This is a genomic window from Brevibacillus sp. JNUCC-41, from assembly GCF_014844095.1.
Lineage (GTDB): Bacteria > Bacillota > Bacilli > Bacillales > DSM-1321 > Peribacillus > Peribacillus aracenensis.
In genome coordinates this window covers 5,055,692-5,075,918 of sequence record NZ_CP062163.1, presented here as the reverse complement: position 1 = coordinate 5,075,918, position 20,227 = coordinate 5,055,692, and the positions used below count along the sequence as shown (strand labels likewise).

General features: G+C 41.7%; 17 protein-coding genes. 15 read left to right on the top strand and 2 right to left on the bottom strand.

The window, feature by feature from the left end:
- Positions 1–6: 6 nt before the first annotated feature.
- Positions 7–255 carry a biotin/lipoyl attachment domain-containing protein gene (locus tag JNUCC41_RS24480; RefSeq protein ID WP_192205253.1) on the top strand — a complete coding sequence of 83 codons (249 nt, stop codon included), beginning with the start codon at positions 7–9 and terminating at the stop codon, positions 253–255.
- 76 nt (positions 256–331) lie between these two features.
- Here the strand turns inward: JNUCC41_RS24480 and JNUCC41_RS24475 are convergent, their stop codons facing one another.
- A complete protein-coding gene (locus JNUCC41_RS24475; protein WP_192205252.1) occupies positions 332–1,072 on the bottom strand; it encodes an IclR family transcriptional regulator in 741 nt (246 codons plus the stop codon).
- 175 nt (positions 1,073–1,247) lie between these two features.
- Between JNUCC41_RS24475 and JNUCC41_RS24470 the strand changes: the two genes are divergently transcribed.
- The 7 genes from JNUCC41_RS24470 (at position 1,248) to JNUCC41_RS24440 (ending at position 9,707) form a co-directional block, all read left to right on the top strand.
- Positions 1,248–2,126, top strand: a complete 879-nt coding sequence (locus tag JNUCC41_RS24470) for a dimethylarginine dimethylaminohydrolase family protein (protein ID WP_192208322.1) — start codon at positions 1,248–1,250, stop codon at positions 2,124–2,126.
- A complete protein-coding gene (locus JNUCC41_RS24465) occupies positions 2,123–3,739 on the top strand; it encodes a M20/M25/M40 family metallo-hydrolase (RefSeq protein ID WP_192205251.1) in 1,617 nt (538 codons plus the stop codon). Before JNUCC41_RS24470 ends, JNUCC41_RS24465 begins: the two co-directional genes overlap by 4 nt.
- Before the next feature lie 166 nt (positions 3,740–3,905).
- Positions 3,906–5,249, top strand: coding sequence for a YfcC family protein (locus JNUCC41_RS24460; protein ID WP_370662590.1), 1,344 nt, complete (start codon positions 3,906–3,908; stop codon positions 5,247–5,249).
- Between the two features lie 51 nt (positions 5,250–5,300).
- On the top strand, positions 5,301–6,479 hold the full coding sequence (locus JNUCC41_RS24455) for an amidohydrolase (protein ID WP_228467709.1): 1,179 nt from the start codon (positions 5,301–5,303) through the stop codon (positions 6,477–6,479).
- Between the two features lie 452 nt (positions 6,480–6,931).
- A complete protein-coding gene (locus JNUCC41_RS24450) occupies positions 6,932–7,693 on the top strand; it encodes a dimethylarginine dimethylaminohydrolase family protein (RefSeq protein WP_192205248.1) in 762 nt (253 codons plus the stop codon).
- A gap of 50 nt (positions 7,694–7,743) precedes the next feature.
- Positions 7,744–9,159: an amino acid permease gene (locus tag JNUCC41_RS24445; protein ID WP_192205247.1), complete on the top strand. Its 1,416-nt coding sequence runs from the start codon at positions 7,744–7,746 to the stop codon at positions 9,157–9,159.
- A gap of 209 nt (positions 9,160–9,368) precedes the next feature.
- Positions 9,369–9,707, top strand: coding sequence for a VOC family protein (locus JNUCC41_RS24440; RefSeq protein ID WP_192205246.1), 339 nt, complete (start codon positions 9,369–9,371; stop codon positions 9,705–9,707).
- Between the two features lie 288 nt (positions 9,708–9,995).
- Here the strand turns inward: JNUCC41_RS24440 and JNUCC41_RS24435 are convergent, their stop codons facing one another.
- The gene (locus JNUCC41_RS24435; RefSeq protein ID WP_192205245.1) at positions 9,996–11,828 is read right to left on the bottom strand and encodes a sigma 54-interacting transcriptional regulator; all 1,833 of its coding nucleotides are present in this window, start codon (positions 11,826–11,828) and stop codon (positions 9,996–9,998) included.
- Positions 11,829–12,024: 196 nt separating this feature from the next.
- Here JNUCC41_RS24435 and JNUCC41_RS24430 point away from each other — a divergent pair, with 196 nt between their 5' ends.
- The 7 genes from JNUCC41_RS24430 (at position 12,025) to JNUCC41_RS24400 (ending at position 20,127) form a co-directional block, all read left to right on the top strand.
- Positions 12,025–12,228: a hypothetical protein gene (locus JNUCC41_RS24430; protein ID WP_192205244.1), complete on the top strand. Its 204-nt coding sequence runs from the start codon at positions 12,025–12,027 to the stop codon at positions 12,226–12,228.
- An 84-nt stretch (positions 12,229–12,312) separates the two neighbouring features.
- The gene (locus JNUCC41_RS24425) at positions 12,313–13,725 is read left to right on the top strand and encodes a purine-cytosine permease family protein (protein ID WP_192205243.1); all 1,413 of its coding nucleotides are present in this window, start codon (positions 12,313–12,315) and stop codon (positions 13,723–13,725) included.
- A gap of 45 nt (positions 13,726–13,770) precedes the next feature.
- Entirely contained in the window at positions 13,771–14,757 is a 987-nt protein-coding gene (locus JNUCC41_RS24420) for a heme-dependent oxidative N-demethylase family protein (RefSeq protein ID WP_192205242.1), read from the top strand.
- 16 nt (positions 14,758–14,773) lie between these two features.
- Positions 14,774–15,292 carry a hypothetical protein gene (locus JNUCC41_RS24415; protein WP_192205241.1) on the top strand — a complete coding sequence of 173 codons (519 nt, stop codon included), beginning with the start codon at positions 14,774–14,776 and terminating at the stop codon, positions 15,290–15,292.
- 5 nt (positions 15,293–15,297) lie between these two features.
- Positions 15,298–16,263, top strand: a complete 966-nt coding sequence (locus JNUCC41_RS24410; protein ID WP_228467443.1) for a PDR/VanB family oxidoreductase — start codon at positions 15,298–15,300, stop codon at positions 16,261–16,263.
- A 50-nt stretch (positions 16,264–16,313) separates the two neighbouring features.
- Positions 16,314–17,807 (top strand): aldehyde dehydrogenase family protein, encoded by a 1,494-nt coding sequence (locus JNUCC41_RS24405; RefSeq protein WP_192205240.1) that lies wholly within the window; start codon positions 16,314–16,316, stop codon positions 17,805–17,807.
- Positions 17,808–18,522: 715 nt separating this feature from the next.
- A complete protein-coding gene (locus JNUCC41_RS24400) occupies positions 18,523–20,127 on the top strand; it encodes a sigma-54 interaction domain-containing protein (protein WP_192205239.1) in 1,605 nt (534 codons plus the stop codon).
- The last annotated feature ends 100 nt before the right edge of the window (positions 20,128–20,227 follow it).

The following is a 20,227-nucleotide window of genomic DNA, read 5'->3' as shown; positions in this document are numbered from 1 at the left end:
ATGTAAATGTACGTTGATGTGATTCTTAGCCCATGTGAAGGCAGGGTTGAAAAAATTTCAATATCCAAAAATTCGAGATTTTACGAATGGGAACAATTATTTCAGATTAAGAAGGCAGATGGACATGTGGAAATCATAGATATGGGTGTCAGCGGGAAAATAGAATCATTGGAGGTATTGGAGGGTGAACCAGTGGTGGCCGGAGAGGTGCTCGCCTATTTTAAAGAAGATTTATTTGTGACCGGCAGCGATTAATATAAAAACGAAAAAGAAGATGAAATGACTCATCTTCTTTTTCGGCTTAACCGATAATCCTCCACTGCTCTCTTATTCATATTCCCCTATACCCCAATTTTGCAGAAACCCGATTGCCAGTTTCCATAACATTCTTAATGAGGAAATCAAGTCTTTCATCTGTCAGGTTAAAGCTGACAAAACCTATGCTCACTGCACCGTGAACTTCCCCAAAATGGTTCAGTATCGGCACGGCAACAGAACATGTTCCCTCTGTCCTTTCACTGTGGCTGATTCCATGTCCCTTCATTTTAGTCTCTTGCAATATATCCCAAAAAGCTGCTCTTTCTTGAATTGGCACAAGAGCATCCACGATTATTTTGGCTTGATTATATGGCATATAGGCAAGCATCACTTTATTGGCAGCCCCAATATGCATAGGTACTCGTGAGCCAAGCTGGTCATAAACCCGGATTTGGCTTTTTTCACTGTCGATTCGTTCGATAACGAGTGATTCCATCCCTATTGGCTGGCTAAGATAGACGCTTTCATCGACTTTGTTCATCAGCCTTTCCAGTTCAGGCCTTATTTGGCTGATGTAATCCATTTTGTCATACATACGTAAACCATATTCGAGCCAAATATTCCCCAAACCATATTGTTTGGATTGCCCGTCCTGTTGGATCAATCCATGCAAGGACATCGATTTTAACAAACGATGCATGGAGCTGACAGGAAGATCACATTCTTGGGAAAGTTCCGTAATTGACAGCCAGTTTTCCGATGAATTGGAAACCAGCACCTTTATAACGTTCATGGCACGGTCGATCGACTGCATAAACAAACCACCTATCTTTCATTACAAGTTGAATAAAACCTTAAGTTATTTGAAAATTTAAAACATATTGACATTATACCAAAGTTGATTTTATAATAAAAGAAAAATTCCTATTAGCGGAAACGTTTTCCGCTATGCGGAAAAGGAGGGGGAGGCAGTGACATATTGTTCGTCCATGTACAATCCATTGGAACGTGTCATTGTAAAACATCCGAGAGAAGCTTTTATTAGTCAAGAGCATTTAAGCCAAGCATGGCGGAACTTCAATTATGCGGAAGAGCCAGATTTCAACGAAGCTTTAAAAGAGTATGGTGATTTTATTTCCATTTTGGAGAAATATGTTCCAAACATCGATTATTTGCCAGCATCTTCGGTAGTCGGCATTGACTCCTTATATGCTCATGATCCGGTCAAATTCACTAGCCAAGGAGCCATTATTTTAAAGTCCGGGAAAGAATTGAGACAGCCTGAAGCTAATGTATACAAAGAATTTTGTAGGGAAAAGAACATCCCGATTATTGGGTATTTAACGGGTGATGCGGTTGCGGATGGCGGTGATATCGTTTGGCTTGATGATAAGACCCTAGTTGTCGGACATGGTTATCGTACAAACGCTGAAGCCATTCGGCAAATAAAAGAAATGACCGCTCATCTTGTGGAAGAATTCATCGTAGTTCAGCTTCCGCATGATCAAGGAGAGGGAGAGTGTCTCCATCTTATGTCTTTAATCAGTATGGTCGACCAGGATTTAGCAGTGGTTCACTCCCGCCTTATGCCTGTCTTTTTCAGAAAAATGCTGATTGAACGAGGCATACAGCTTATCGAAGTGCCTGTTGATGAGTACTTGACCTTGGGCTGTAATGTTCTTGCCATTGCTCCGCGGGTTTGCGTGATATCTTCTGGTAACGCTTACACAAAACAAAAGCTTATTGATGCGGGAGCAACGGTTTATGAATACAAAGGAACTGAGATCAGTTTCAAAGGCACTGGCGGTCCAACTTGTTTAACCTGCCCGGTGGTGCGTACAAATATCAATGAAGGGGGATTGGAATGAGTCAATTACTATGGGGGACTCCAGAAACGCTCCGTGCTTTGTTATGTGAACTTGTTAGCTGGGATAGTCGTACTCTTACACAAGGAGAACAATTGTTTCCGTATAAAGTGCAAGAGAAATTGAGGGAGCTTGATTATTTTAAAAGGAATCCGGCGCACTTATCGCTTCACGAAGCTGATTTAGGGAGGAACTTTGTCAATGCCTTTTATAAACATCCCGATAGCAAGGAGACTGTTGTATTAATTAGCCATTTTGATACGGTTCATACTGAAGAATACGGTGATCTTGAGACTCTTGCATTTCAACCAGAGGAGCTCACGAAAAAACTTCATGAGAGGAAAGATGAACTACCGGAAGAAGCGCGTATTGATCTTGAATCAGGAAAGTACTTGTTTGGTAGAGGAACGATGGATATGAAAATGGGTCTTGCCCTTCATATGGCTATCATCGAAAAGGCAAGCATCGAACAATGGCCGATCAATCTCCTGCTGTTAACAGTTCCTGATGAAGAAGTGAATTCCGCGGGAATGAGGGCTGCAGTTAAAGAACTTGTGACTTTACGTGATAAATATGGCCTTTCCTATAAAATGTTTTTTAATAGTGAACCGTCCTTTTCACAGAAACCGGGCGATAATAGCCATTATATTTATTCCGGAACTTTGGGGAAAATCATGCCCGCTGCACTTTTTTATGGGAAAGAAACTCATGTAGGTGAGCCATTAAAGGGCATGACGGCTAACTATATAGCCTCGTTCCTCACGCAGCTCATGGAGTGGAACACTCTTTTTCAAGAAAGTGATCTTGGTGAGGAAACACCTTTACCGGTATCGCTTCAGCAAAAAGATCTAAAACTACAATATTCAACACAGACACCTTATCGGGCAGCCGCGCTTTATAATGTGTTCATTATGAAAAGGACAGCTGCAGAAATAATGGACCTATTCGAACAGGTTGCTAACGAAGCAGCGATGAAATGCAATGAATCTTATAAAGGGCTTTGCCTTCGTGAACAAATTGAAGGTGTAGGTGAAGTACAAGTATTGCGTTACGAAAAGTTACTTTCATATGCCGAGGGCAAATTTGGCGGGAGTTTTGTTGAGCAAATAAAGAGTGAAGTTAAAGGAAACATGGAATTGGATGAGCGGGAAAAATCAGTGCGGATCGTTGAAAAATTGATGATACAATGTCAGGAGCTTTCACCCGCCATTGTATTGCTGTTCGCACCGCCATATTATCCAGCCGTCAATACGTCCGATGATACGCTTATCATGGAATCTGTGAAAGTAATGAAGGAAACTGCCAGCATGCTTGGTGAGGAAGTCAGCCAAATTCATTATTTTAATGGCCTTTGCGATTTAAGCTATGTTCATTATAATGATGAGTCTGATGGCTGGACAGCTTTTGAAAAAAATACACCAGTCTGGGGCGATACTTACAGCATTCCTTTCGCGGATATGCAAAAACTCCAGGCACCCGTACTTAATGTGGGTCCTTTCGGCAAGGATGCCCACCAGCGTACAGAGCGCCTTCACATCGATAGCGCCTTCGTCCATACGCCCGTCATGCTGGAGAAGTTAATTAAGAGTATGTTTAAGTGTTTGGTTAAGAAGTGATGGTCCGTCAGGAGAACTGGATTAAAAGTATAAAACTTTAACTGGGGGAATTTAAATGAATGACCTGCCTAATGGTCAAATCACTTCCGAGCCGCTTAATCAGAAAAATAAGCCGCTTAACCAACTGACGGAGCTACCGGAAAAAGGGATTAATCCTTTTGTATTAATGTTTATCGTAATTGTAATCGTGACGGTTTTAACCTATATCTTACCCGCGGGCCAATATGAAAGAATTGAAAAGGATGGCCGAAGTGTAGTCGATCCCACTTCTTTTGAATTCGTTGAATCAACACCAGTGGGATTATTGGAAATGTTCAGCAGCATTCACGCAGGGATGATTGAAGGAGCGTCAATTATCTTGTTCGTCTTTTTGTTTGGCGGAGCACTGGGAATCATGCAGGCAACAGGAGCACTGGATTCTTTCATTAAGTTTGTGGCTGTCCGATTCGGAAAAAAAGAGAGATTGCTTATTCCGTTGATGGTATTAATCTTCGCATCATTAGGGACACTGATCGGCTCTGCTGAAGATTCATTGGTTTATATCGCAATCATTGTTCCGATGACGATTGCATTGGGCTTTGACGCCCTTACAGGTTTTGCGATCGTCATCCTTGGAACATTGGCGACTGGATTCATCTCGGGCATTACGAACCCTTTTAATGTAGGGGTTGCCCAAAGCATTGCAGAACTGCCCATGTATTCGGGAATGGGATTGCGGATCGCTCTTCTTGCAGTGTTTTATGTCGTTACAGTATTGTACATCTATTTCCATGCAATGAAGGTTAAAAGAGATCCTGAACAGGGGGAGTATGGGAAATTCAGGCGTGAAGAACATGCACATATTGATAAAAACTTTAGGATGAGTAAAAGACATAGCGCTGCTTTAATAATTTTATTGGTGAATTTCATCCTATTAGTATATGGAGTTATTAAATTAGGATGGTATATAAGTGAAATTGGCGGCTTGTTTTTATTAAGCGGGATCATAATGGGCCTGATTGGTGGCTTGACTCCATCCAAGATGGCTAATGGTTTTATTTCAGGAGCGGGCGACATGGTTTCCGGGGCATTGATAATAGGAATTGCGCAGACAATCTTGGTCATCATTACAAGTGGTGGAATGCTGGATACGATTTTATATTATGCTGCAGGATTGGTTGAGCAGCTTCCTCCCGCCATAAATGCAATCGGAATGTTCATTGTCCAATTGTTTCTTAACTTCATTGTTCCATCCGGAAGTGGACAGGCCGCATTGACGATGCCGATAATGGCTCCATTGGCGGATTTGATGGGTGTGACAAGACAAACCGCAGTGTTAGCTTTTCAATTAGGGGATGGGATTTCGAATATGATATTTCCGACTTCTGGAGTGCTATTGGCTGGACTGGCAGTGGCAGGCATATCATTTACGAAATGGGTAAAATGGGTGTTTCCGTATCTTTTGATTCAGGTTGCGGTAGCAATTATCTTTTTGATCATTGCTCAAAGCATACAGTATGGCCCTTTTTAGAGACTTTAAAAGTCTGAATATTGGCACTAAATGATTGAGGAGGCATTTATGATGAAGACAATACAGGAGACAGTTGTCGATGAAGTGATTTCATGGCGACGTCATTTTCACGAAAATCCGGAGCTCTCATATCAGGAGTACCAGACTTCTGAATTCATCTATAGGAAATTAAAAACCTTTACAGGATTAGAAGTGACGAGACCTACAGAAACGAGCGTTTTAGCGGTTCTCAAAGGAGCAAAAAAATCTGCCCGAAAACCGAATACCATCACCTTTCGTGCCGATATTGATGCACTCCCGATTCAAGAAGAAGCAGAAATTGATTATCAATCAAGAAATCCTGGGATTATGCATGCATGCGGACATGATGCACATGCTGCGATGTTATTAGGTGCTGCTAAAGTCCTCTCTGGGAAAAAAGATGCGATCGATGGAGAAATCAGGTTTATTTTCCAACACGCCGAAGAGGTTCTGCCAGGGGGAGCTCAGGAATTGGTGAAAAAAGGGGTCATGGAAGGGGTGGATTATGCATTTGCACTGCATGTTACTCCTTATGAACGAACAGGGATGATATGTTTAAGGGAAGGGGTATTCTGTGCAGCAGCCGATGATTTTGAAATTAAAATCATTGGGCAGGGCGGTCATGCGTCGACTCCGGAATTAACGGTAGATCCGCTGCTCATTGGTGCAGAAATTACGACGAATCTTCAACATATCGTTTCGAGAAAAATTTCGGCTCTTAGGACACCCGTCATTTCAGTCACTCAGTTCCATTCAGGTAGTGCGCTCAATATCATACCTGAATATGCGGAAATCGGTGGTACCATTCGTTCCTTAGACCCTGATAGCCGATTGAAAGCAAGGGAGTATCTAGAGCAGATCGTTAAGGGGATTTCAGAAACGCATGGGGCAAAATGTGAAATTACTTGGTACTTAGGGTATCCAGCCGTGGTAAATGATAAAGCAGCTGTCGATATTTCAAGAACGGTCATGGAAGGTATTTTTGAAGGAGATAATATCATCCAGGTTGATGATCCTATGTTCGGGACAGAAGATTTTTCGGCTTTTTCCGAAATCGTACCCTCTTCCATGCAATTTCTAGGCGTTCATAATGATGAGTTTGGAAAAGCTTACCCTTTACACCATCCTAAATTTAAAATCGATGAGAAGGCTTTAGGGTACGGAGTAAGATATTTTGTAGGTATAGCGGATAAATTATGCGGTCATTAAAATAATTGAGCAAGCATTGGGCTGGTGTAGACACCCGTTATAGTTTAAAAGAAAACTTACGGTGTCTTTTCTCCCTATCATGACTGGTTTTTCCATGGTTTCCGCTTCTGGAATAGTTAAGTGCAGCAAAGTGATGAAAAGAAATTTCATTTAAAGAACTTCTGGTTCAAAAAGGTTAATAGCCTACATTTAAAAAAATGGCTCTTTTCGTAAAGATTGTTGTTTTTAAAACAAAACGCTTTACGGTTGATTGGAGCGCAAGTGCGAGACTCCTGCGGGAGCAGCGGGACAGGTGAGACCCCACAGGCGTTTACGCCGAGGAGGTTCACCGCCCGCCCCGGGGAAAGCGAGCATCTGGAGGGGAAATCAACCACACCGCTTTACTTGGTAAATAGCAACAAAGTATGCGAAAACAGCCAAAAAAATAAACTACCTATTTAGGAGGATTATATATGTTTAAACACGCGATTGTAAGAAAGATTGGAAAAAGTTATGTAAATGGCTTAACAACATCGGATTTAGGAAACCCGGATTATGAGAAAGCTCTTATACAACACGATGCTTATGTAGAAGCATTAAAACGCTGCGGTGTGAAAGTGACCGTTCTCGAACCCGATGAGAGATACCCTGATTCCACGTTTGTGGAAGATACAGCCGTGTTGACGCCAAAATGTGCCCTTGTAACGAATCCTGGTGCAGAAAGCCGGAATGGTGAAATTAATGAAATGAGAGAAGTTTTAAAGAACTTTTATGACACAATCGAATATATTCAATCTCCAGGTATGTTGGATGGCGGAGATGTAATGCAAGTTGAAGATCACTTCTATATTGGTCTTTCAACTAGAACAAATGAAACAGGTGCTCTTCAGTTCAAAGATATTATGGCTAAATATGGTTATGATACGACGATCATTCCCCTTAAGAAGTTCTTTCATTTAAAAACGGGTGTCAATTACCTGGGAGACAATAATTTATTAGTAGCCGGGGAATTCATTAATCACGAGGCTTTTTCTGGCTTCAATCAAATAATCGTAAAACAGGAAGAGGAATATTCGGGTAACTGCGTAAGAATGAACGACTGCGTTATTGTCCCTAAAGGGTTTGAGGGTACAAAGAAAAAAATTGAAGATTTGGGATACACAGTGATTGATGTGGAGGTGACTGAATTTCAAAAACAAGATGGCGGACTTAGTTGTCTCTCTTTGAGGTTCTAAGATAGTTTAGGAGAAGGATAGGCTAATAGATAAGATAAGGAAGTGATTATATGGGGTATGGACTGGAGAATAATGATCAGCTGCAACGCTCGATGAAAAGACGCCATTTATTTATGCTTTCACTTGGCGGCGTAATCGGTACAGGCCTTTTTTTAAATGCAGGCTATACCATTAACCAAGCAGGGGCAGGAGGGGCCCTTGTCGGTTATCTAGCCGGCGGTCTTATTTTGTATATGGTAATGGTCTGCCTAGGCGAGCTGGCCGTTCATATGCCGGTTACAGGTTCATTCCAGAAATATGCTACCGAATATATAGGGCCTTCCGCTGGTTTCTCTCTAGGATGGATGTATTTCGTAGGTTCAGCCGCCACTGCAGGAGTTGAGTTCACGGCTGCAGGGATATTGATGAAACAGTGGTTCCCCCATAGTCCTACCTGGATTTGGTGTGCTGTGTTCATAGTGCTTTTATTTACTTTGAATGCATTAACGACAAGAGGTTTTGCAGAGGCGGAATATTGGTTCGCTGGAATAAAAATCGTTGCAGTGATTTTGTTTATCTTGATTGGAATCGCAGGCATCTTTGGTTTTGTCTCTTTATCTGATCGTCCAACCCCATTCTTTGAGAATTTGGCTCCTTCTGGTCTATTTCCAGCAGGGGGGATTACCATTATCTTTGTGACAATGATGAATGTAATATTTTCTTATCAAGGCTCAGAACTAATAGGAATAGCGGCAGGGGAAAGTGAAAAACCCGAAGTGAATATCCCTAAAGCCATTCGAAACGTACTATTTAGAATCATTGTTTTCTACATTTCGTCCATCATCATCCTTTCCGCCATATTCCCTTCTTCGGAATTAGGCTTATTGGAAAGCCCTTTTGTAACTTTGATGAAGATAGCCGGGATTCCTTATGCAGCAGGTATCATGAATTTCATTATTTTGACAGCCATTCTTTCTGTGGGGAATTCATGTCTTTATGCATCCACAAGGTTGCTTTGGTCGATGGCTCATGACGGAATGGCACCCAAGGTGTTTGGTCTATTATCCAAGCGGAAAGTGCCATTGAATGCCCTTCTTTTTACAATCTGTTTTTCGCTTCTATCGTTATTGACTAGCTTCATTGCGGCCGATACCGTGTTCGTGATACTTATGTCCATAGCTGGTATTTCCGTCACGATATCATGGATGGGAATTGCTTTATCGCAATATATGTTTAGAAGGAAATTTATAAAAGCGGGTGGTAAAACGGAAGATTTACAATACATAGTACCCTTTTACCCATTTGTCCCGTTGTTTTGTTTAGGCTTTTGTTTGCTGATTCTAGTATTCCTTGTCTTTGATCCTACTCAACGAGTCGGACTGTTTTATGGGATAGGATTTTTGATAGCCTGTATATTATTCTATAAATTTAAATTGGCTAAGAAAGTGGAGTCAAACACCAGCCTTGAAAATGAAAAAATATTGTAATTGAGTTGCACCAAAGGCTAGCCAGTTTTTACTGGTTGGCCTTTTTAAATCTTGTAAATGCGGTAGCTTGGATGATTATACACTGAATCGGAAGGGAAATACTAACATTTTAACGAAAAAGAAGGCATACCTTACAAAATAGGAAGGGAAAATTAACTTTTTTACCGAGAGACGGAAAGAAAACAATAATATTAAAATGGGGGGAAGTAATGAAAATCAATCATATAAATTTAACAGTTAATGATGTTACAGCATCAAGGGAGTTTTTAGAAAGATACTTTGGATTGTCATGTGCAGGAAGCCGGGGAGATGGGTTCGCTGCAATGAAAGATGATGATGGTTCCATATTGACTCTAATGAAAGGAAGCGATGTACGATACCCGAAGACTTTTCATGTTGGATTCATACAAGAAAATGAAGAGCAAGTTAACAGGATCAATCAACGGTTGAAGGATGATGGATTCATGGTGAAACCTCCACAACGCTTACACAGATATACGTTCTATGTAGAAGCGCCTGGAGGATTTAACGTAGAAGTACTATGTTAAAGAATTACTTGGAGATAAATCGTAAAACTACTATAAAAGAGAATAGTGGAAGAACAAGATATACTATTGCCTATAAGTATGGTCAATATGGGAAAAACCAGTTAGATCCGAAAAATGGGTGGCGTTAATGCCATTTTAACTCCTGCATTATGTTCATGATGTATATATGGTTTGATAATACCGAAAAAGCTGAATGCAAAAGCCTGTTCAAGAAGGCTCCTGTCATCAGCTTTTATTTTTTTGCTTTATTCCCCAAACGTTTTGATCCTGCATGACTGCATCCTGAAATCAAACATGTATATTGAGTTGTTTACGGAGACGTTGCATTTCCGAATTGAAATAGGCTTTGCTGTAATCACAACCTACAATAGCAACGATATTGCCGTCATCATCAATAATAGGCGCAAAGCTTGTTTTCCACTCACCGTACCTGTCTTCATATATCGGAGTCACACCAGCCTTACCATTAAACGCCTGGTATGCGACATTAACCATTTCAGGGGGACCAATATATTCTTCCCCTGGTTCAATTACAAAGCCTTTGTCTGCAACGAGGTGAATCAGACGTCCATCCTCCGTCATGATAAATATAAAGACCCATTCAATTACGCCTTCCTTTTCTTGAATCATGGTAAGTTTTTGTTTTAATTTCTGGGAATAGGAAGTTTGCCGGTTCATATTTTTTTGCAGACTGATAACCTCTTCAGCTGGAATGATAGCTGCAGTTACAACGGCAATGGAACGAAGCCGTTGATTTATTTGTTCTTCTAAAATGGCCCGTTTATCCACTGGTGAAAAGCGTGCCTCCTCAATTTTATTACGTAATTTTTTATATTTCCTGCTCATCGTAGGCTGGCTGACTTCCAATACCTTCGCTGCTAGTTTTAATGATTTGTATTGTTCCATCGCCATATTGATGAGCTGTTCCTCCACAAGCTCGACTGCTTCCTGCATAGGCATCAGAAAATCGATAACAGGTATTGAAGCGGGTTTGGGCCCTTTAAAAGGAAGGACCTCTTTAACCAACGCAACATCTACTTCCGGCATTCCGCTAGTAATCACAAGCCTTTCAACTGTATTTTCAAGTTCGCGCACATTACCAGGCCATTGATAGATACATAGCAAGTCGATTGCATCCGGGGTGAAAGCCACATTTCGATTGTATAGTGCATTGTACTTTTGTAGAAAAAACTGAACCAGGTGGGGGATTTCATCTACACGATTCCTAAGCGGCGGAAGATGGATAGGTACGACATGAAGGCGATAATATAAGTCTTCTCGAAATTCACCTTTTTTCACCATTTTTTCGAGCGATTTATTTGTTGCGGCAATCACTTGAATATCAACAGGGTGTGATGTCGTACTCCCAATTGGTGTGACATCGCGTTCCTGAAGGACGCGAAGCAGTTTTACCTGTACGTTAGGCGGTAACTCGCCAACCTCATCCAAGAATAAGATACCTTTATGGGCGAGTGTGAATTTCCCTTTGGCGCCGTCTTTCCGTGCGTTGGTAAAAGCCCCTTCTACGTAGCCAAAAAGTTCGCTTTCAATCAGGTTTTCCGGGATTGCACCGCAATTGACAGGTATGAACGGACCGTCGCTTCTGTTACTCATATTATGTATGGCCCTGGCGGCCATTTCCTTTCCTACACCGGATTCCCCCAATAAAAGGACTGTTGCGCTAACATCGGAAACCATTTGCATTTTATGCAGAACATCAAGCATCGGTTTACTGCGGATCACAAATGGAAAAGATGGCTTCTTCGATTCCAACAAAGGCCCCGATTGCCCCCTTGATGTATCTGGATACGAGTCTTTAATTTCTTTGTAGGCCCACACCCATGCCCCAGATTCAATCGGGTATGCCGTCATCAGCATTTCCGGCCCCTGCCATGAGGACTGCATGAAAGATCTTTTTTCATTTTTGCCCATTATCTCTTCTGCCACGCTTATGGAAAACAAATCTTGTTCAACATCCTTGATGGAACCGCCGACATTAGCGGATTTGACTGTTTGGAATAAGGGGTTTCCTGTTCCGGTCGATTTCAGTATGGTGCCATTTTTATCTGTCACAATAAGCTGATCGTAAATAGACAAGAGTGCAGAGGTGAAGTGATCCATTTATGTCTACCTGCCTTTCATTTAACTTCCTAGTTTTTATATTACAGAAATTTCACAATTGTTCAATAGTTTCAAAAATGAATATTCTTCCTATTGGAAACCCAGTAAGCATGGTGTTTTCTGATTGGCATGTTTATTGCATTAAAGTAAAGAGAAGGGACTGGAAAGCGCGATTGCAAAGGAGGGAGAAGCGATTTTGAGTAAAGAGAATCAGTTCCAACAGAATATCGATTCTGAAGATCCCTTTATTAAAAATCTATATTCAGATTTGAATGAGCGGATCAATGCGTATGAGCAGGAAGATGCCGTGAAAATCGACAAAATGAAATGGAAGGATGCGACAGGTTCTATTTTTCTCATGATATTAATCATCTTTTACCTGGTCTATACACTTGTCTAAAGTAGTTTGTTTAGCTCACCCAAAACAATGACAGTCTTATTTCCAAGCGATACAATCATTATTTTATAGTTGGGAGAGAAGCGTGTGAGTAAAGATAATGCCTCCATTTCAAAGGATGTGGCCTTTGGTTTTTTACCGGCAAGTAAAAATGACCGGATTTTTAATCTTCGGGATTTAATTTTGGTTCAGGTTGTTATTGGCCTCTCATCTTTTGGGCTGTTAACTGGTGGATACACAGGTACAATGCTTGATGTGAAGCAGTCACTTGCAGCGATATTATTCGGTAACGCCTTCCCTTTGCTGTTGATTGTTCCCATTACCCTTTATTTTGCGCGTTATGGCATAGATACTTTTGTAGGGTTTCGAAGTTCACTAGGGTATCTAGGATCCAATATCTTTTTCTTTGTTTTTCTTATTTTAACTCTCGGCTACATTTCCATTGCGCTTTTCATGTCCGGCCAGGCGTTAGCAGAGGCTGCTAATTGGATGGGGATGCCCGCCATTTTCTCAAGCCAAGCAACTGGAGCGCCGTTTTTCTCGATTTTACTCTTCATTTGTGCATTTCTAGTAACGGTGAGGGGACCGATAGCGATTCAAAAATATACCGCAGTAGCCGTTCCGGTTTTTATGGTTCTCATGTTTGGTCTTCTCGCAATAGTCTTGTTTGGCCAGGGATTCACTAAAATCGCTCAAATACTTCCTTCCGAGCCATTTGAAACGACTTCTCGTTCATTCGCGACGGCCCTGGAATTAAATATCGGTCTCGGATTCTCATGGCTGCCATACCTTGGTCAATACAGCCGTTTATCTAAAACAGAAGGAGGAGCATTTAAAGCAGGATTCTACAGCTATGGAATCATCGTTTGTATCGCAGCTTTAGTTGGGGCCATTGCTGCATTAGTCGCTGGTTCACTTAATCCTTCTGACTGGATGTTTTCCATCGCAGGAAGTTGGGGCGGCTTCATTGGCTTGATTTTACTTTCGGTTGGGAATGTCGGTGCAGCCATTTTCCTTATGTACTCACAAGCTGTCAGCTTTAAAACCGTATTCCCGAAAAAGTCATGGATGATTGCGATGGGGACAACCGTACCGACCATATTCTTACTTCTAAGCTCGACGTTCTACGATGCATTTGGTTCATTCATTGCTGTCATTTCCTTTATTATGGCTGTTCTTGGCGGAATTGTCGTTGCAGATTACTTTTTTGTAAAGCGACAACGCATTTCAATAAGGGATTTGTATGACACACAGGGCTCTTATACTTATTGGAAAGGCCTTAACCCGTCGGCAGTTCTGACGGTGGTCATTGGAACGATCGTTTACTGGGCACTTTATAATCCATTGACTTTTGAAGCAAGTGACTTTTTCCTTCATACAGCTGCCGGAATTCCAACATACTTTGTCGCTTTAGTCACCTACTATGTTTCATCGAAATACATTTTCCGTTTTGAAGTTGACATGGAGCGTCCATCCGTTGAATTAAAGGAAGCTAAATAGAAAAACGCAATTTAAAGAATCTAGGGAACGAGAGGAGATTGTTCAATGTTTACACAAAGTTTAGATTTCAAAACAACTGATTTAGAGACATTTCCATTTCCATTCACTTCAGGTAACTATCGTTATTCAAACGATTTGAAAAGACTCTCAAACATTAACTGTATTGAAGTTACACCAGAATACAGACTCCAAGTGGAAACGAAGCGTCGTCTCCTTCAAGAACAGCCGCATATAAGGTTTCAATCCTTTTCGCACACAATGGAAATGCAATGGGAAGTGTTGGAAATGCTCATCGACATGGCAACTGATCGCTATCCGGAGCATTTCGAGGTCATTAAAGATGGAGACAACTGGACTTTCAAGAACCATATTTTCGGGGAATCCGATTCATTCGTGTATGGCGATGCCAGCACGCTTCCGAATGAGCCTCTTGATTATATAGGGCGCCATTTCCACAATGATTTTGTTTTAATGGTTCATCGCGATAGTAATTTCTATTTGGAAGTGGGACAAGTTTCATACGCCGCACTCTTCTCAGCTAACTGGAATAAAGGCATGTCCTTTGATGAAATCCATGCACCCGTTCCATTTGTATCGCGGAAAGGCGATGAACTGGCAGATCGTGTTCGTAAGTTTTTATTATCCATTGAGCCAGGAAAGCCATGGACACGCATCAACTGGAACCTGATGGCTGACCGTTGGGATGTCAACTATGAAACGATGGATGTCTGGGGACCGCAGCGTTCAGGGATAACACCGGAAAATGCAGGTAAACTTGTTCGTTTGCGTGTTGAAGAACAAAAATTTTATCGTATGCCACGAAGCAACGCCATTCTATTCGTATTGAATACGCAGTTCCTGCCACTGGAGGATTTGACATTGCGCCAGGAGTGGTTTGATCTGACATATAGCGTACTGCAGGATATTCCGGAACCTATGGCTGCATACAAAGGAATAGCCCCGTTTCTTCCGCAATCGGTCGAATATTTGAGGCGTATTGATGAAAAACAAAAAATCGAAGATAAACAATAAGTAGGAGGATAGGGCCTTGTACAATAGTCCAGTATTGTTTGATAAATCAATTACAATCGTAAATCAATTTACTCCTCGGAATGAACGAAGAAAGTTTGTCGTCATTTCTGATCAAGCAGGATATGAAAAGGCGAAAAGTTTCACATCTGAGCTTGCAGGTACAGTGCATTTTGAATGTATTTCCATTAACGGAATGGAGGATAAAGAGGAGATTAAGAGATTCATCTTGTCACAAAAGATGGGCACCCAATTTTATATTGCGGCTGCATGGAACAATGCTGTTATGATCTTCTCGCTCGGGGTGGAAGCTGGTCTATCTGAAGCTGAGATCCAGACGGTGATTATCGGGCCTAAGCGGCGGTACGTATATTGCATGAAATGTTTTGAAGTGTCGGAAGTCGAAGAAGAAGCAGAGATTGCCGAATGTGACCATTGCAGAGCAAGTCTTGAAATAGGACCTTTTTATTCCGTAGTACGGGAAGGTTATATTGGTTACCCATTCATTCCAATCGGAAAAGAAGAAGTAGGGAGCTGATCATCATGCGGGTAGTAGGAAATATTCAAATGAAAGTAAACAAGATCATTCAAGAAACTCCATTCGTAAAACAGTTCGAATTGATTCCAGTTGACGGAAACCCATTGCCTGCTTTTACAGGCGGTTCGCATTTGACCACATTCATGCCGGCCGGGGATACGATATTCGAAAGGGAATACTCCCTTATCAGCAACCCAAGGGACCGTAAAAAATATGCAATTTCCATTCGGCGTGATGAGGCGTCACGCGGAGGTTCCGCTTTCTGGCATGATCAAGTACAGATAGATTCCAGGTTGGAAGTCAGTTTCCCTAAAAACAACTTCCCTCTCAGCTTTCGAGCAAAGCATCATGCTTTTTATGCAGCTGGAATCGGCATCACCCCATTTCTGGCAATGATGGAAGACATGGCTGCCGAAGGCCAAACCTTCGAACTCCATTATGCAGCGCGCACACCGGAATTATGTGCTTTTTATGATCTATTGAAAGCCAAATACCCTGATCAATGCACCTTTTATTTTTCGCAGGCAGAAGATAAACGCAGAATGATGCCTGAGACGATGAAGGATCATCGCATTGGCACGCATGTATATTTTTGCGGACCAATCGAGATGGTTCAAGAATATCGAAAAGCCGCCAGTTCCTATGGTTATCCGGAACATGCGATCCACTTCGAATTTTTTGCGACAAAAAATGATGGGCCGCAAGATCCTTTCATTGTCGACCTTACAGACAGCGATCGTTCCATCCAGGTTCATGAAGGTGAAACACTGCTTGATGCGCTATTAAGGGAAGGGATTGATGCACCTTATTCTTGTAAAGTGGGAGGGTGCGGAAGTTGTGAGGTAGATGTTGCAGAAGGTGAAGTGGATCACCGGGATTTCTTCCTTAGCGAACAAAACCGCCAATCACGTAAGTCAATCTTGACATGCTGCTCACGTGCGAAGGACGACAGACTTGTATTAAAACTTTAACGATACCGTACAGGCTTACAAAAAAATAATAAAAACCGGAGGCAAAAAACATGACAATTTTAGAAACGGCAGTTATAGAACTTAAAAATTACATCGACGGTAAGTGGCAGTCCTCATCTTCAAATGAAGTAATCCAGGTAATCAATCCTGCAACACAGGAAGTCATTGCAAGGGCTCCTCGTGCCACCAAGGAAGATACTGAAAAGGCAATCTCAGTTGCGAAAGCAGCTTTTGAAAGTGGAATCTGGTCAGGACTGACGGCACAGGAGCGAGCTTCCTACCTATATAAAATCGCTGATAAAATTGATGAACATGCGGAAGAGTTAACGATTCTCGAAACAATGGACAACGGGAAACTTAAAGCAGAGGCCGGTTTCGATATTGCCGATGCCGCCGCATGTTTCCGTTACTACGCTGGTTTGGTCCTTCATCCGGAAGGGGAAACTTATCAAGTTCCCGCTCCCGTGCAAGCGATGGTCGTTCGTGAGCCAGTAGGTGTTGCCGGTTTGATAGTACCTTGGAATTTCCCTCTTCTAATGAGTGTCTGGAAAATCGCACCGGCCCTTGCGGCGGGTAACACCATTGTATATAAACCGGCTGAAGTGACACCTGTAACCGCAATGAAATTATTTGAAATCCTAGAGGAAGTTGGCATCCCTAAAGGTGTGGCTAATATGGTGATGGGACGCGGCACTGTTGTCGGTCAAACCATTGCAGAAAGCAAGGACGTTGACATTGTATCATTTACGGGAAGTACGGATGTTGGCCGCACTATCATGAAAGCGGCCGCGGGCAACTTAAAGAAAATTTCACTAGAGCTTGGCGGTAAATCACCTAACATCGTTTTTGCCGATGCAGATTTAGAGACAGCCATCGATTACGGATTATTTGGCATCTTCTTCGGTGCCGGCCAAGTATGTTCATCAGGTAGCCGCATCCTGGTTGAAGAAAGCATTTATGATGAATATGTAAAACGCTATGTGGAACGCGCAAATAAAATCAAAGTTGGACCTGGCCTTGCAGAAGACAGCAACATGGGGGCAATTGTCAGCGAAGCGCAAATGAATAGCATTTTAAATTATATTGAAATCGGCAAACAGGAAGGGGCGACACTTGCAGCAGGGGGTTACCGTCTTGTTGATGACGGCCTTGACAAAGGATACTTCATTGCACCGACTGTCTTCACCGATGTAACACCTGACATGCGCATCGTACAAGAGGAAATCTTTGGTCCGGTCGTTGTCATTCAAAAGTTTAAAGACGAAGAAGAAGCTATTAAACTTGCAAATGATACAGACTACGGCCTTGCAGGAGGCGTCTTCACTAACGATGGCGCAAAAGGATTGCGTGTGATCAAGAAAGTTCGGGCGGGGATTACATGGGTGAATGATTATCATCCAACATATGTCGAGGCGCCATGGGGCGGTTACAAACAGAGCGGGATTGGACGCAGTTTAGGAAAATACGGCTTGGATGAATACCAGGAAATTAAGCAAATCAACATTAATCTCGATGTAAAACCTGTAGGCTGGTTCCCAAATTAAGCATATGATTGGAGATGAAGCAACTTACTTTCTTTAATCAAACCAAAAACCTAATCCAATACGGATTAGGTTTTTGGTTTGTAACAAAAGGGTGCGGAAATAAAAAATCCGAACCCCTTTATGTTAATCAATGGCCGCCTAAATATTACGAACCAAATGGTTCGCTTGCATTAGTTGGTCTCGCTGAATAGAAATATGTTAAAAAAGCATCTTCATCATCTCAGGTCTTAATCCTTCTATTTTAAAAAGATTATAGTCTAAATGTTAAAACAAAGTTGATTGGGGAGGTAGGTACGAGACTCCTGCTTAGAAAAGCGCGTCCAAGGGAGACCCACAGGCGCAAAAGCGCCGAGGTGGCTCCCGGACCGCCCGCGGAAAACGAATGCCTGGAGCGGAAATCAACGGACTAATTGTAAAAGCCATATGTGGAAAGAGGGTCGGAATACATATTGACACCTTCAACTCCTTAGATATGGTTTCTATCGGAGAGTTGAGCATCCAAAGGAACTGGCTTTTTCGTACAACAAAAGGAGGAGTTTTCCTTTGGTGAGTGAAAATGGATTTGAGCATAAAAAACACCATTGGTATGATTAAAGTGTCATTCCGGTGCATGTTTATCGCTTTAATCAGAAATAGCATATATGGATTGATTTGTTTTATCGGTGTAGCACTTATAAGTAGTATCATAAAGGAATCAGGTTAGGAGTGGATATTGATGACTAAGTTTTATTCGGATATGGCAGTGGAGGAAGCAATATCATGTTTTCCCATAGGAAGCACAGAAGTGGAAGTTTTGGATGATTCAGAAGTTTTCATCGGATTTTTGACAATAGAGGCGTTATCTGCCGCAGTGCAGCAGAGTGATTTGACGAAGCCTATTTCCCATTTCATTACTGTGAATGCACCACTGCAAAATTTACGCAATTACTCCATCCCATATGAACAATTTCAAGCATTCTTTGAGAGTGATTTATGCAGGGTTGTATTTAATGCCCTGTATGATGGCGTATATATCACGGATGGTGCTGGAACGACATTATTTATCAATCAAGCTTATCAGCGTATTACCGGAATAAGAGAAGAGGAAATCATCGGAAAACCGATGAGTTATTTAATTGAGCAGGGTATGATATCCGTTTCCGCTTCATTGGAATCTATACTGACGAAGAATCAAGTTACTTTGACGCAAAGAATCCGAAATGGAAGAAAGATTATCGTATCGGCCACACCTATTCTATCGCCACAGAACGAAGTCATATTTGTCATAAATAGTGTAAGGGATATAACTGAATTAATCCGGATGAAGTACACGATCGACAGTCAAAAGCTATCTTTCCAGCCTATTTCTCAATTATTGCCTGGCTCGGAACAGGTCAATTTACAAGAAATAATCATTGGGCCTTCTACAACTCCCTTATTTAAACTGGCAGATAAAGTAGCTAAAACGGATGCGAAGATCTTGTTACAGGGGGAAACGGGAGTAGGGAAGAGTTTAATCGCCAAGTACATACATGCCAAAAGCTCCAGGAAGGAAAAAATTTTCCTTGAATTAAATTGCGGGGCGATCCCTGCGAGTTTGGTGGAATCTGAACTTTTTGGATATGAACCAGGGGCATTTACCGGATCCCTTAAGAATGGGAAAATGGGGATTTTCGAGAAAGTGAATGGTGGCACTTTATTTTTGGACGAAATTGGGGATTTACCTTTAGAGTTACAGGTGAAACTTTTGAAAGTGGTAGAAGAAAACAAGTTCATGAGAGTAGGTTCCACCGAAATGAAAGAGGTGGATGTCAGGTTAATTACAGCCACCCATCGGGATCTTGCCTCGCTCGTTCAAGAAGGGTCTTTCCGCGAAGATCTATATTACCGGCTTAATATCGTATCATTTGAAGTCCCGCCCTTACGCCAGCGAAAGGAAGAAACGATCCCGCTTTTAGAAATGTATTTGAAAAAATTCAATGAAAAATATAATGAAAAGAAAAAGATGACACCGGAATGCTATGAATGGCTGACGAACTATTCGTGGCCTGGTAATATACGTGAGCTCGCGAGTCTTGCAGAGCGACTGGTCGTCACAACTTATGATGATACGATTGATTTGCCTAATTTACCATCTTTCATCCAGCCGGTCATATCAAAAAAACCTACAAAACATTCATTGAAGGATGCCGTTTCCGAGCTGGAGCGATCCTTGATCCTGAATGCGATGAAAAAATATGGGACTACAAGGGCTGCGGCCATCTCGTTGGATATCAGTCAAAGCGCTTTAGTGCAAAAAATGAAAAAATTTCACATTCGATTAGAAAACGAATCGAATTAGTTTTTTTGATTTGATTTCTACTCGTAATTTCTATTGTTATCCATGAAAAAAAGGCTATCCCCCTTATAAATTAAGCGTTTTCACTTTGGCATGATTCCTG

What these genes read in the sequence shown, in the direction of transcription:
- JNUCC41_RS24480 (WP_192205253.1), top strand. Translation starts at nt 7, where the DNA reads ATGTACGTTGATGTGATTCTTAGCCCATGTGAAGGCAGGGTTGAAAAA.
- JNUCC41_RS24475 (WP_192205252.1), bottom strand. Translation starts at nt 1,072, where the DNA reads ATGCAGTCGATCGACCGTGCCATGAACGTTATAAAGGTGCTGGTTTCC.
- JNUCC41_RS24470 (WP_192208322.1), top strand. Translation starts at nt 1,248, where the DNA reads ATGTACAATCCATTGGAACGTGTCATTGTAAAACATCCGAGAGAAGCT.
- JNUCC41_RS24465 (WP_192205251.1), top strand. Translation starts at nt 2,123, where the DNA reads ATGAGTCAATTACTATGGGGGACTCCAGAAACGCTCCGTGCTTTGTTA.
- JNUCC41_RS24460 (WP_370662590.1), top strand. Translation starts at nt 3,906, where the DNA reads ATGTTTATCGTAATTGTAATCGTGACGGTTTTAACCTATATCTTACCC.
- JNUCC41_RS24455 (WP_228467709.1), top strand. Translation starts at nt 5,301, where the DNA reads ATGAAGACAATACAGGAGACAGTTGTCGATGAAGTGATTTCATGGCGA.
- JNUCC41_RS24450 (WP_192205248.1), top strand. Translation starts at nt 6,932, where the DNA reads ATGTTTAAACACGCGATTGTAAGAAAGATTGGAAAAAGTTATGTAAAT.
- JNUCC41_RS24445 (WP_192205247.1), top strand. Translation starts at nt 7,744, where the DNA reads ATGGGGTATGGACTGGAGAATAATGATCAGCTGCAACGCTCGATGAAA.
- JNUCC41_RS24440 (WP_192205246.1), top strand. Translation starts at nt 9,369, where the DNA reads ATGAAAATCAATCATATAAATTTAACAGTTAATGATGTTACAGCATCA.
- JNUCC41_RS24435 (WP_192205245.1), bottom strand. Translation starts at nt 11,828, where the DNA reads ATGGATCACTTCACCTCTGCACTCTTGTCTATTTACGATCAGCTTATT.
- JNUCC41_RS24420 (WP_192205242.1), top strand. Translation starts at nt 13,771, where the DNA reads ATGTTTACACAAAGTTTAGATTTCAAAACAACTGATTTAGAGACATTT.
- JNUCC41_RS24410 (WP_228467443.1), top strand. Translation starts at nt 15,298, where the DNA reads ATGCGGGTAGTAGGAAATATTCAAATGAAAGTAAACAAGATCATTCAA.
- JNUCC41_RS24405 (WP_192205240.1), top strand. Translation starts at nt 16,314, where the DNA reads ATGACAATTTTAGAAACGGCAGTTATAGAACTTAAAAATTACATCGAC.
- JNUCC41_RS24400 (WP_192205239.1), top strand. Translation starts at nt 18,523, where the DNA reads ATGACTAAGTTTTATTCGGATATGGCAGTGGAGGAAGCAATATCATGT.